Annotated in this window: 11 protein-coding genes; 4 read left to right on the forward strand and 7 right to left on the reverse strand. The window is 52.1% G+C overall.

All coding sequences use genetic code 11. The features are described 5' to 3' along the window. Nucleotides 1–75 precede the first annotated feature (75 nt). On the reverse strand, nucleotides 76–2,262 hold the full coding sequence (locus ACP9M6_RS10710) for an NADP-dependent isocitrate dehydrogenase (protein WP_427450973.1): 2,187 nt from the start codon (nucleotides 2,260–2,262) through the stop codon (nucleotides 76–78). A gap of 196 nt (nucleotides 2,263–2,458) precedes the next feature. On the opposite strand from ACP9M6_RS10710, the gene ACP9M6_RS10715 reads away from it, so the two are divergent. The 4 genes from ACP9M6_RS10715 (at nucleotide 2,459) to ACP9M6_RS10730 (ending at nucleotide 4,147) form a co-directional block, all read left to right on the forward strand. After that, entirely contained in the window at nucleotides 2,459–3,301 is an 843-nt protein-coding gene (locus ACP9M6_RS10715; protein ID WP_427450975.1) for a phytanoyl-CoA dioxygenase family protein, read from the forward strand. A 42-nt stretch (nucleotides 3,302–3,343) separates the two neighbouring features. Continuing rightward, the gene (locus tag ACP9M6_RS10720; protein ID WP_427450977.1) at nucleotides 3,344–3,478 is read left to right on the forward strand and encodes a hypothetical protein; all 135 of its coding nucleotides are present in this window, start codon (nucleotides 3,344–3,346) and stop codon (nucleotides 3,476–3,478) included. A 192-nt stretch (nucleotides 3,479–3,670) separates the two neighbouring features. Further along, entirely contained in the window at nucleotides 3,671–3,847 is a 177-nt protein-coding gene (locus tag ACP9M6_RS10725) for a hypothetical protein (RefSeq protein ID WP_427450979.1), read from the forward strand. A 54-nt stretch (nucleotides 3,848–3,901) separates the two neighbouring features. Beyond that, the gene (locus ACP9M6_RS10730) at nucleotides 3,902–4,147 is read left to right on the forward strand and encodes a MipA/OmpV family protein (protein ID WP_427454783.1); all 246 of its coding nucleotides are present in this window, start codon (nucleotides 3,902–3,904) and stop codon (nucleotides 4,145–4,147) included. A gap of 51 nt (nucleotides 4,148–4,198) precedes the next feature. Here the strand turns inward: ACP9M6_RS10730 and ACP9M6_RS10735 are convergent, their stop codons facing one another. The 6 genes from ACP9M6_RS10735 to serS all read right to left on the reverse strand — a co-directional run bounded on the left by ACP9M6_RS10735 (nucleotide 4,199) and on the right by serS (nucleotide 13,018). Continuing rightward, nucleotides 4,199–6,880: a hypothetical protein gene (locus tag ACP9M6_RS10735; protein ID WP_427450980.1), complete on the reverse strand. Its 2,682-nt coding sequence runs from the start codon at nucleotides 6,878–6,880 to the stop codon at nucleotides 4,199–4,201. A 270-nt stretch (nucleotides 6,881–7,150) separates the two neighbouring features. Next, nucleotides 7,151–9,871 (reverse strand): calcium-binding protein, encoded by a 2,721-nt coding sequence (locus ACP9M6_RS10740; RefSeq protein WP_427450981.1) that lies wholly within the window; start codon nucleotides 9,869–9,871, stop codon nucleotides 7,151–7,153. 131 nt (nucleotides 9,872–10,002) lie between these two features. Continuing rightward, the gene (locus ACP9M6_RS10745) at nucleotides 10,003–10,365 is read right to left on the reverse strand and encodes a VOC family protein (RefSeq protein ID WP_427450983.1); all 363 of its coding nucleotides are present in this window, start codon (nucleotides 10,363–10,365) and stop codon (nucleotides 10,003–10,005) included. A 12-nt stretch (nucleotides 10,366–10,377) separates the two neighbouring features. Beyond that, nucleotides 10,378–11,004, reverse strand: coding sequence for a protein-L-isoaspartate O-methyltransferase family protein (locus ACP9M6_RS10750; protein ID WP_427450984.1), 627 nt, complete (start codon nucleotides 11,002–11,004; stop codon nucleotides 10,378–10,380). Further along, complete coding sequence (gene surE / locus ACP9M6_RS10755; protein WP_427450986.1) at nucleotides 11,001–11,753, reverse strand: 5'/3'-nucleotidase SurE; 753 nt, start codon at nucleotides 11,751–11,753, stop codon at nucleotides 11,001–11,003. Before surE ends, ACP9M6_RS10750 begins: the two co-directional genes overlap by 4 nt. Beyond that, nucleotides 11,750–13,018: a serine--tRNA ligase gene (gene serS / locus ACP9M6_RS10760; protein ID WP_427450988.1), complete on the reverse strand. Its 1,269-nt coding sequence runs from the start codon at nucleotides 13,016–13,018 to the stop codon at nucleotides 11,750–11,752. Before serS ends, surE begins: the two co-directional genes overlap by 4 nt. Between the last annotated feature and the right edge of the window lie 137 nt (nucleotides 13,019–13,155).

A 13,155-nucleotide genomic window follows, 5' to 3' on the forward strand; every position in this document is an offset into this window, starting at 1 on the left:
GAAAAACCCGCCGCGAGACCCTCGCGGCGGGTTTTTATTTGGGAGCGTCGTTACGCCCTCGCTTGTGGAAAGCGCCTAACCAATAATCGCATTCAACGTTTTTGACGGACGCATTATCGCGGACACTTTTTCCGCATCTGCATGATAATATCCGCCCATATCAGCAGGCTTGCCTTCATCAGCCTTTAGTTCACTCAATATTCTTTCTTCATTCTCAACGAGTTGCTGACGAATCTTCGCGAAGTGAGCCTTTAGGCCTTCATCCTCATATTGCAGCGAGATGGCTTCCGCCCAATAGCGCGCGAACCAGTAATGGGAGGAACGGTTATCATTATCGCCGACCTTACGGCCCGGAGAATGGCCTTCTACCAACAGGAACTCCGTCGCCCGTTCAACGGCCTCACCAAGAATGGCGGCTTTTGGACGGTTCTTTGTCGCGAGGAAGTTGAAGCTTTCGCCGAGTGCGCAGAACTCCCCGAGGCTGTCCCAACGCAGATGGTTCTCCTCTTGCAACTGCTCCACATGTTTTGGCGCGGAACCGCCTGCTCCTGTTTCGAACAAGCCACCCCCATTCATGAGTTTAACGATGGAGAGCATTTTAGCCGATGTGCCAAGCTCAAGAATCGGGAACAAATCCGTCAAGTAATCGCGCAAGACGTTACCCGTAATGGTCACGACATCATGGCCTTTGGTCATTTCTTCGAGTGTGTAGCTGGTCGCTTCACGCGGGGCGAGAATTGGAATGTCTTTTCCAGCCTCCTCCAAAGCCGGCTTTACATATTTAATGAGTTCCGCATCATGAGCGCGATTGGCATCCAGCCAGAACGCGGCCAAGCCGGTTGCATCAAAACGCTCAATGCCGAGCTTAATCCAATCGAGGATCGGCGCTTTTTTGGCTGTACAGGACCGCCAAATATCACCCGCTTCGACTTCATGGCTGATAATCGTTTCACCGTTCTCAAGAACGATCGACATTATCCCGTCAGAGGGTGCCGTAAAAGTTGTTGGATGGGACCCATATTCTTCGGCCTTTTGCGCCATCAGGCCGACATTGGACACAGCGCCACAGGTCGTGACGTCGAGTTTGCCGTTTTTCTTAAAGAACTCAACGGTCTCATCATAAACGGGCGCATAGCAATTATCAGGGATGCAGCATTTCGTATTAGCGGGTTCACCGTCCGGTCCCCAACCAATACCGCCGGCCTTGATAACGGCTGGCATAGACGCATCAATAATGACGTCGGACGAGACGTGAAGGTTGGTAATCCCCTTATCGGAATTGACCATATAGAGCGGCGGCTTGGCGGCAAGCGCGGCCTTTAAATCCGCTTCCATTTCGGCATTGCCCGCAATTAATTTTTCCAACGTGCCAATGCCTGAATTCGGATTAAAATCGAGTGCGTCACCATGTTTGGCGAGGAAGTCTTCGAGGTAGACCGAGACAAAATGTCCAAAGATAATCGGGTCAGAGACCTTCATCATCGTAGCCTTGAGATGGACCGAGAACAGCACGCCCGGCTCCATTGAGGCGACTTCTTCTTTTATGTAGGCGCGCAAGGCTTTCGCGGACATGTATGTGCCGTCAACAATTGTGCCTTCTTCATAGGACAAGCCGTCTTTCAGAACTGTTTCCTCGCCCGCTTTATTCGTGAAGATAATTTTAGCACCACCCGCTTGCGCGGCTGAAATCGTGACAGACTTTTCGTTCGCGTAGAAATCATTGCCCGGCATTGAGGCCACAGTCGTCTTATTATCCGCTGTCCACTCACCCATACGGTGCGGGTTCAGCTTAGCATAGGCCTTGACCGCTTTCGCAGAACGGCGATCAGAATTACCCTCGCGCAAAACGGGGTTCACGGCAGAGCCTTTGATTTTGTCATATTTCGCACGCACTGCTTTTTCAGCATCGGATTGTGGGTCCGTTGGATAATCAGGGATCGGATAGCCTTGCGACTGAAGTTCACTAATCGCCTCTTGCAACTGCGGGACTGATGCCGAAATATTCGGCAATTTGATGACATTCGCATCCGGAGTTTTTACGAGCCGTCCGAGTTCCGCAAGATCGTCAGAGACCCGCTGATCATTGGAAAGGAGATCCGGGAACAGCGACAGGATACGTCCTGCGAGTGAGATATCCCGTGTTTCAACCTCAATATCCGCAGCCTTAGCAAAGGCCGTGATGATGGGCAGCAAGGAATTACGGGCCAGCTCGGGCGCTTCGTCGACGATTGTGTAAATAATATCAGGTGTCGTTTTTGTCATATGTCTCGGTCTTCCAGGCATTTCAAAAGGATGTCGTTCTTCTTGACCTCTATCCATCCGGAACCCCGGCGGAAGAGATATTCGCTCGCCTTCCTATAGGAATGTTCGGCTTTTTAAAGGTCTATCAAATGGCCCACACGATATATTCATCAATGCATATTGTGGTCCCGCTGCCTGATTTGTGTCACAATAAGGTATGACAGATATTTCAAAATGGCTGGGCCCGGAAAGCTTTGAAGACGCGAAAGTGCGTTACGACACAGAAGGCTATCTCGTTTTCGAGAACGTCCTTTCGCAAGACAAACTCACGGCGATCAAAACGGCCCTCGCGCCTCATCTTGACACCCCGCTGAAAGGTCGGAATGATTTCGAAGGGACGCGGACAAACCGTGTCTATGCTTTATTGGCCAAGCATCCCATTTTCGCGGAACTCGCGACGCATCCCCTGGCCCTCAGCTTTGCGGAGGCCGAGCTCGGCGAGTCGATGTTACTCTCGGCCTGCCTCGCCATTCAATTGCATCGGGATGAAACGGTGCAGCCCTGGCATCATGATGATGCGCATATGCTTGCCGCACGTCCTCGCCACGCTTGGGGACTGTCGGCCTTCTGGGCGATTGACGCGACAACGGTAGAAAATGGGGCGACGCAATTCATTCGCGGGAGTCATGAATGGGGCGACGCCGAAAACCCACTGGACGTCACGGGCGAAGTCTTCGAACGCCATGATCGAGATTACAGCAGGGATGACGCCAAGTTCGATATTGTGACGCCGGAACTGCCGGCTGGCTCTCTCATGATTGCCAAAAGCACGCTTTGGCATCGCGGCGGCGCGAACCGGACGGATCAATCTCGAACCATTATCACACCACAATATTGCGTGGGGTGGGCGCGACAATTGGAAAACATGTCGCTTGCCGTACCGCCGGAAATTGCAAGTAAGCTCCCAAAACGTGCGCGGGAACTCTTAGGCTATTCCATCCACTCGCCCTTCATGGGCTATGTGGACGGGATGCATCCTGCAAAAAAACTCAACATATAAAGACGAAAAAGTCTTTGGTCGCGCCATCATCGTATGAAATCTGTGACCCGTAAAATACTCTCCATTCTTCTCCTCGCCTTTGGATTTCCACTCGGTGCATTTGCCGATGATAAAGCTGAGAGTGAGAGCTATATTGATCTGGGCGGTGCCGTTCTGACGCGCCCCGCCTATGTCTGATCTGAGGATTATCAGACTAACCTCCTGCCCTATATCGGCTTTCAAGACCTTTACGGCTTTGACCTGTCCGGGCTGCGACTGTCCCGAACTGTTTTTGAGGCAGGGACAGGTCAAGGCCCCGGGACCTGATCCCTTCAGGCCGGCCCAAGTCTGGGTTTCGACTTTGGGCGTGATAGCAATGACGGTCCGACCTTGGAAGGATTAGACGACATAGACTCGAGTGCGGTTTTGGGTGGATATGTGAAGTCCACAATCGGCATTATCGGATTTGATATGTCAGCGGGACAGGACATCATTGGCGATCACGATGGGTTCGTCACGGATCTGTCAGTTGGCACGCGCTACCCCGGAAAAGGCTGGTATATATAGCCCATCGCGACGCTCAGTTAGGCGGACGCAAATTATACGCAATCTATTTACGGTATTACATCGGATCAGGCTGCGGCCTCAAACCTATCCGCATTTGATGTAAAGAGCGGGTTTCACCAAGCTTCCGTCACAGTTTTAGGCGGGGTGGACATTGATGTAAATTGGAGTTTAACAGGCGTCATATCTTACCGCGAAGCGTTGGGCGATTATCGCGACAGTCCGATTATGACAGCCCCTGACGGTTCAGCGTCAGGCTTATTTGCAACACTCGGCATCACACGCCGATATAACTTGAACTAAAATATAAACACCCCGCCATCTGGCGAGGAGCTTTATTTGATTAGAACGCAATCAGGCAACGAAATCGTCTATCGTAATATCGCCGTCCATGACATTCGCGATGCGGAGTTGATCTCCATTCCCGAAATCAAGGATGAGGTAGATTGAGGCCATGAAAGCGTTATCAATGGCAGTCTGAATCTCAGCTGTCGTATAGCCCGTCGCTTGGAGCTCGTCGATACCATCTTCAAAATCTTGAATAATATCGACACCATAGCCGACACCAAAGACGAATAAGTCCCCTCCGGTTCCGCCGTTCAGACGATCATTGCCCGTTCCGCCATCCAAGATGTCGGGCCCTTCACCGCCGAATAGACGATCATCATCAGCGCCGCCGAGCAAGATATCAGATCCGTCGCCGCCGAGCAGCGTATCATCGCCAGTGCCGCCAAAGAGTTCGTCATTGTCGATACCCCCACCGAGCGTATCATTTCCAGCATCCCCATTCAGGATATCTTCACCCTCATTTCCGATCACGCGGTCATTATCATCACCACCATTAATCGTATCGTTACCCTCGCCACCAAAAAGACGGTCACGACCTGCGCCGCCGGTAATCTCATCATTTCCTAACTCACCATAGATCAGATCATCATCGGCTTCCCCGAAGAGAAAATCGCCATCGTCACCACCAAAGATGCGATCATCGCCATCACCACCAGTGATGGTATCCGTACCCTCGCCGCCAAATAGACGGTCAAGGCCAGCTTCACCATTTATGATATCATCGCCGCCTTCGCCGCGGATTGTATCGCCCTGCGCACCACCAAAAATTGTGTCACCGCCAGCGTCACCATCAATATTATCCACCCCATCTCCGCCAAGAATGGTGTCTGAACCTTCCCCGCCAAAGATCCGGTCATTCCCGGCACCACCTTCGATATAGTCGTCATCTAGATCACCGAAAATTGTATCGCGATCCGCACCGCCAAAGATGGAGTCTACCCCATCACCGCCGCGCAGCGTATCACGGCCACCATTTCCATAGAGACGATCAAAGCCTTCATCGCCCCGAATAGTATCATTGCCCGTGCCGCCATAAGCATGGTCATCGCCTAAACCCAAGACTATGAAATCGCTCCCACGTCCTCCGAGTGCAACGTCGTCACTGTCAAATGTTCTGAGTTCATCATTGCCGGCACCACCGACAAGGCGATCACTATCGGCTGTCCCATTAATGACATCATTACCCGTTGTGGCGGGTTGCGTCTCAAAAGTGACCGTAAAGTTTTCTTCGATCTGCCCACTCGTTAAGGCGGCATTCGCACCATAAAAAGCGCGCATATCAATATCGCCGCCTCCTGCTTCTCCAATGGCAAACAGGAAATCATCCAAGAACGTAAATAAGGCGAAGGGTTCAGCATCAGTCAAACGCACACGCCCGGATTGAACGGTCCCGTCGGCCAGTGTTGCGGAGACACCGAGACTCACCAAACCTTGGCCTGTGTTTGTAGCAGAGCGTGATACGAACAAGCCCGTCGAACTAAATGTCGTTGAGAGATCTGCAGCAACATCCAAAGTGACATTATTAGCCAATGAATCGCGCCGGTTGACGAGTTCCACCGTCGCATCATTCTGCACATCATATCCAAGGTCGCGGAATACAGCGAGTTCGATAGCGCCAATTGTTGTGACATCGCCCAAAACAACGCTCGGGTTCATGAGAGCAAACCGTAGATCTGTTTCCTGGCCAAAAGCATCAAACCGCCCGAAATGAGACACGTCTGACCCAGCGCTGTTAAAGAGATACTCCGCCAGGACGTCCTCGCCGTAAACATCCAGAACATTATCGCCGCTATAGCGGGGTACGAGTGTGCCGAACCCTTCAACACCAAAATCAACATTTACACCGTAGGTGGACTCAATGTTTGGTGGATTGCTTGGGTTTGAAGCATTGCCGGAATTATCGCGGAATGAGAAAAACCCCAAACCATGCATAATTTCATGAGTGAGAACGGAAACATAATCGATCTGATTTGCACCCGGCATTCTGTTCGCACCCGTTTCCAAGAATGCACTGGCACTCGTCAGGAAATCGGTATTCACCGTCACAACGATATCAGCGCCTGCCCCATTTGGGTCATTACCCGTGACAAATTCAAGTTGTGACGCTGTTACAATTTCGGAAAACCCGTTAATCGTTTCACCGCTAAAATAGAGTGCCCCCGCACCTGCGGACGCAACCGTACTCGGCCCTTGCTGGGCTAAAGTGATGGCAACATCCAATGATGCGCCGGCGGCAGCTTGAATATATTGCGCAATATTATTGAGCGCGGCCTGTGCCAAATCTGTCACCTGTTGAACATATTGATCCAGGTCGGAATTGCCGCCTGTCGAGACGGAAATCGTGGACCCGAAGAGATTTGACATAGGCGCGGTCAACCCCGGAATGGCCATGAAATTCGAGGCATTCCCAAAATTAAAATTGTCAGGGTCGTAATCAGCCCAAGCCGAGTCAGCACCGTAGAGATTATCCATAATCTCATCACCAACATAGCTATAGCCCGGGGGAAGAATAGCGCCGTCAAAAGGCGAAAAGATCAAAGACGAATATATCGAGACGGGATTAAGTGTGAAAACTGGAGGCTCAAAGGTGAAATCAACTTCAAATTCGTCCGGCATCTCCAACATGTCGGGTACCCATTCAAGGTCAAATGAGCTGAAGTTTTCGAGTGTTTCAATGCGATATGCCATAGCGTCGCCCCTTAAATTTAATGATCGTTTTTCTGCATTTTCATACGGGTCAATGATCACTCTTACGCTTTTTAGGCGAATTCGCTAGGGTTTTTCTGGAGTCTAAAAATACCAGAGCATAAAGCCCATTGAAAACAGTGAGTTACGACAAAACCCACAGACATTTTTAAATTCAACCTAAGGTTTTTGGTCACATATTTTTACTTAGATAAAGAAAAACCCGCCCCACCGAGTGGTGAAGCGGGTTGAATATTTCAGTAGGAAATTAAATTAGACGAGCATCATGCCGTCATCAGCATCCAACCCGATGATATCGTCGGCTGTAATATCAGCAATATCGACACCTTCGAGGACGACAGCAACGCCGCCGCCGAGAGCCAGGATGAGATTTCCATCAAGAACGAAAGCACCGTCAAGTGCGCCCTGAATTTCAGCTTCTGTAAAGTCTGAGAGGTCGATCATATCCGTGCCATCCTCAAAGTCGGTAATGATATCAACACCATTGCCTTGAGATGCGACAAACACATCGGCGCCAGCTCCGCCCGTCAGTGTGTCCTGTCCTGCACCACCGTTAAGCGTGTCATTTCCAGACTGACCATTCAGAAGGTCATCACCCTCACCACCGGTCAAGCTGTCATCACGACCGCCACCGAGCAGAATGTCATCACCTGTTCCACCATCGAGAATGTCGTTACCGGAACCACCGTTCAAACGATCAGCTCCGTCGCCGCCAGACAAGCTGTCATCACCAAGACCACCCTGAATGAAGTCGTCTCCATCATCACCGGATAGGGTATCATTGCCGCTGCCGCCGCCGAGCGTATCATCGCCGTCGCCGCCAGACGCAAAGTCATCGCCGTCCTCACCAAGAATCATATCATTCCCGGCTTCGCCAAAGAGTGAATCATCACCGACTTGACCATTGAGCATGTCATCGCCGTCACCGCCGGCAAGCGTATCGTCGCCGTTTCCGCCGAGAAGTGAGTCGTCTCCGGCTTCGCCAAAGAGCGAGTCATCACCGGCTTGGCCGTCCATCTCGTCATTGCCGTCCCCACCAACGACTGTGTCATTGCCGGAGCCGCCGAGAAGATCATCATCGCCAGCGCCACCATCAACGAAATCATCGCCTGCGCCGCCACTAACGAAATCGTCGCCATCACCGCCAAGGGCTGTATCATTACCAGTTCCGCCTCTCACAACATCGTCACCGGCACCGCCGTCAACAAAATCATCAAAGCCGCCCCCGTCAACAACATCATCGCCTTCGCCGCCAAAGGCCGTGTCATTACCGGATCCTGCAAACAAGCGATCATCACCAGCACCACCATTGAGTGTGTCGTCTCCGCCACCTCCGCCGAGATAGTCATCGCCAGCGCCGCCATTAAGACCATCATCACCGCCACGACCAACTAGCGTATCATCGCCGTCTTCACCGTAGAAAATATCTACACCCGTGCTGCCGCGCATGATGTCGTTACCTGTGCCGGCAAAGTAAATGGAAGGTAGATTGAATGTGTTCTCCATGACATCATCACCATCAGTTCCCATATCGAGATCAGCGATGAAAGTCAGGCGTGTTGTTTCATTAGAGTCTACATCGAGCTGCGCACCGTTAAAGAGGCGTACGTCAACGGCTGCAATATCTGTTTCAACAATTGCGCGAAGCATCTCTTCAGTGAAGGCAAACCCGACGGCACTAGCGTCAGCTGGAACTTGAATACGGTCTGTAATACTTGTGCCGTCCAAAGTTGTCACTTCAATGCCAACAGAACCAGGCAACGAGAAGAAGAGCGATTCCGCGTCCAAAACAACATTGATCCCGGCTGATCCGCCGCCAAAGCCAATAAATGTCGGACTAGCAACAGTCGGCGTGAATGGAAGACCATCAAACTCGTTCACGAGTGGAGTATCCTCGGGAATAATGACTGTATAGAAAAGGTCTTGAAGAACTGCGAGTTCAAGAAGGCCTATTTCAGCGACATCGCCACGGTTTGAGGCCGGATTCATCAGTGCAATCGCTGTGTCAGCAATTGATCCATCAGGATTGAATAATGCGAAATGCGAGACGTCTGAACCACCGCTGTTAAAGGTCGTCTCTAACTGAACTTCTGTTCCGTAAACGTCGACGACATTAGCGCCATCATATGTGGCAGAGAGGAAATCTTCGCCGATGTCTTCAAAATCAACGCTTAAGCCATAAGTTGACTCAATTGGTCCACCATTGAATATCACATCCTCTCCCGAATTATCCCGGAAAGAGAAAAAGCCGAAACCATGCAGGAGCTCATGCACAAGAATTGAAACATAGTCCAAAGAACCTGCCGGAACAACGCGGTCAGGGTCTGTACCAAAGAAGGCAGACGGCTGTGTGAGGAAATCTGTGTTGATGTTTACAAAAATATCAACCGCATCGCCATTCGGGTCCTGTCCAGTCACCATTTCGATCTGCGTACCCGTCAGAATTTCCTGAACGCCATCAACTTGTCCACCAAAGAACAAAGCCGCCGCACCAGCAGAGGCAAGAACACTTGGGCCTTGTTGTACGAGGCTAATCCCAACTTCGATGGAAGCGCCATCCGCACCAACAAGGAACTGACCCAGATATTCCATTGCGGCCGTTGCAACTTCGACCACGAGTGGGATAAAGTCGTTCAGCTCATCATTACCACCATTATCGACGAAGAAGTCGAAACCGAAATTTGAAGTCGGCGCCGTGAGGCCCGGAATAGCATTTGTTGCAAAAACGCCCGGCTGTCCTGTAAATGCAGAGGCCGAACCTTCACCAACCGGAATACCACGGTCGAGCATGGCTTCAACAAATGAGCTGTCGAGTTGTACCAGCTCCAGACCGTCAAATGGATTGCGGGTCGCATTTGGGTTCAAAGTCGACGTCATATTGAAATTAGACCCGAAGTCCATTTCAACGCCCGCGCCGCCATCAATCAGGACATTGTCCTCATACAAATCGTTCAAATCGAAAATAAAGCTCATCGTCCCACCCTTTGGATACAGTTATAGTTGTTAACACTTTGATAACCTTTTTCAGGCGGGTCAAAGAAAAAATACTAAAAGGCGAGTATATGGGGGGCTTTACGTCTTATAATTCAGTAAATTGATTTAGGTTAAGATGCTGCCTCAACCCAAACGCCCAATTCGTTACCGCTAGGGTCCATAAAGTGGAATCTTTTCCCGCCAGGGAAATTATAGGTCGGCACTTTGATCGTTCCGCCTGCTGTCACAATGGCGGATTCGGTGGCGGCAAGGTCGTCAGAGTAAAGTATAATAAAGGCGCCTGCAGGTTGCGGCGAGATATAGGTTTTATCCGCATCAAATCCGCCCTCAATTCCGGCTCCGTGAAAAGCGGCATAAGTCGGACCGTAATCCGTAAATGTCCAGCCGAAGACCGTGCCGTAAAACGCCTTCATATCAGTGACACTCAGCGCAGGCAGTTCGATATAATGGATTTTATGGTGATTATCCGACACGGCTTGCCCTCTCTATAAAGTGCGCGATTTTCCCGCTTCGACCATATCGAGATCTAGCGGCATCAAGTCCGTCGTTGCGACTTTCGTGCGCGGTTTCTCGAATAGGGTCAATGTCCCGTCAATCACGGCGAGGAGCTTTCCGCCGGGCGCGAGTTGTTCGAGCAGGGTTTCGGGTTCGGCCCTGAGCGCATAACCCAGAATAATCCGATCAAAGGGCGCCTGCCCCGGCCACCCATAACGTCCGTCCCCGTGCCGCGTGACAACATTATGGATACCCAAAAGCTTAAACCGCGCATCTGCCTCCCGGATGAGCGTCTTATAACGCTCGACCGTGTAGATGCGGGTCGTCATATGAGACAGCAGCGCAGCAAGATAACCCGTTCCCAATCCCGTCGTTAGGACCTTCTGATCCGGTTGTACGTCCAAGAGCTGTACCATCAGGGCAGAGGTCATGGGCGGCGGCAGGGTCTGCCCGCAGGCAATCGGAATATTGACCGCATCATAGGCGAGTTTGCGTTTGTCCATCGGCACAAAATGTCGACGCGGCGCGAGTTCGACCGCGCGGAGGACGGCATTCGAAGAAATCCCGCGACTGCGCAGCCGCATAATCATGTCTATCAATCCGGGATCAATGCTCACGTGAGGAGTTTGGCCAAACTGTCTTCATGCGTCAAATCCGTATGAAGCGGCGTGATACTGACATAGCCGTCATAGATCGCGCGGAGGTCAGTGCCTTGCGGGGGATCAGATTTCTTCGCGCCGTAAGTCAGCCAGAAATAGTCGCCCCCGCGCGGATGATCCCGACGATCCACACCCGTCATTTGAAAATCCCGATGGCCTTGGCGGGTGAATTGAACGCCTTTGACTCCGTCAACGGGCGTATCCGGAAAGTTAACATTCGGGACAACGTTTTTCGCCCAGCCTTTATCCAGTAAATCGCGCAAGACCTGCGGACCATGCGCCAATGCTGTCTCCCACGGCAGGCTAGACGCGCCTTGAAATCCGCGCGCGAGGGAGAGCGCGACGGATGGAACGCCCATCTGCATGCCTTGTAGCGCGCCCGCGACCGTGCCGGAAAACGTGACATCCTCGGCCAGGTTCTGCCCACGATTGACGCCCGAGAGGATGAGGTCGGGCGGAGAGTCGGGCATTAGGGCTTTCATCGCAACAATAACGGAATCAGTTGGCGTCCCTGTGACCGAGTAAATTCGCTCATCAATTTTCTTGAGCCGGACAGGGTTATGAAGAGATACCCCACGCGACGCCGCAGACTGTTCCGTATCCGGCGCGCAGGTCCAAACATCACCCGAGATTTGCAGCGCGATTTCTCGTAGAACAGAAATGCCCCGCGCATTTACGCCATCATCATTAGTAAGGAGGATTTTCATCCAACAATTTCCAAACCACCCATATAGGGCACCAACGCGTCGGGCACGGTCACAGTCCCGTCTTCATTCTGATAATTTTCCAGCACCGCGACGAGAGTCCGCCCCACGGCCAAACCACTGCCGTTTAGGGTATGGACGAAGCGGTTATCCTTCTCCGCGAATTTATAGCGGGCATTCATGCGGCGGGCTTGGAAGTCTCCGCAATTGGAGATGGAACTGATCTCGCGGTACGTATTCTGGCTCGGCAACCAGACTTCGATGTCATAGGTCTTCCGCGCCCCAAACCCGAGATCGCCCGTGCAGAGCTCGACGACGCGGTAAGGCAGGTCCAGCTTTTGCAGGACCAATTCGGCGCAACGCAGCATATTCTTATGTTCGGCCTCGCTGTCATCAGGTTTACAGATGGTGACGAGTTCGACCTTATTGAACTGATGCTGACGGATCATGCCCGTCGTATCGCGACCCGCAGATCCGGCTTCAGACCGGAAACAAGGCGTATGCGCTGTCATCCGACGCGGGAGCGTGTCGGCGTCGAGGATGGACTCGCGAACGGTGTTGGTTAGGGAGACTTCGGCGGTTGGAATGAGGTAGTGATCCTCTCCGGCGGGGTAGAGATCCTCCGCAAATTTAGGGAGTTGGCTCGTGCCGTAAAGCGCCTTCGGCCAAACTAGGAATGGCGGGCTCGTCTCCTCAAACCCCTCCGCCGTTTGCATATCCAACATCAACGCAGCGAGCGCGCGGTCCATCCGGCTCAACGCGCCTCGCAGGATGACAAATCTGGACCCGCTCATCTTCGCCGCCGTCTCAAAATCCATCAGGCCGAGCGCGACACCAATATCTTCATGAGACTTCGGCTCGAAATCGAACACGCGGGGCTCACTCCATTTCGTGAGTTCGACATTATCGTCTTCGCTCTCGCCTTCCGGAGTTTCGGCAAAGGGGATGTTCGGGAGGCTGGAGAGAAGGTCATGCAACATCGCCTTCTCGCTCTCGACCTGTGCGCCCATCGCCGCGATAACGTTCTTCGCGCCCGCGACTTCGGTTTTCAAACGTTCGGCCTCTTCCTTATCGCCCTTGGCCATCGCTGCGCCGATCAGTTTGGAACTTTTATTTCGAGCGGCTTCGGCCTCTTGCACAACTTGCATGGCTTTGCGGATCAGTTTGTCCTGATCGATGATTTTCTTTGTCTGCGGTTCCAATCCGCGCTTCGCCCATAAACGGTCGAATTCCTCGGGATTTTCGCGGATGGCTTTGATGTCGAACATGGGAGTACCTGTTTCGATAAGGGTTATTTTGCGCCGCTATAGACAGGGCTTGCCGCGCGGTAAAGTGCGCGGCGCGTAAGCTCTGATTAACCAAGAATTCCTATGAAGATTTTGAAATTCTCACAGCTGATTTTCGA

It is taken from the genome of Litorimonas sp. WD9-15 (assembly GCF_050271975.1).
Classification (GTDB): domain Bacteria; phylum Pseudomonadota; class Alphaproteobacteria; order Caulobacterales; family Maricaulaceae; genus Litorimonas.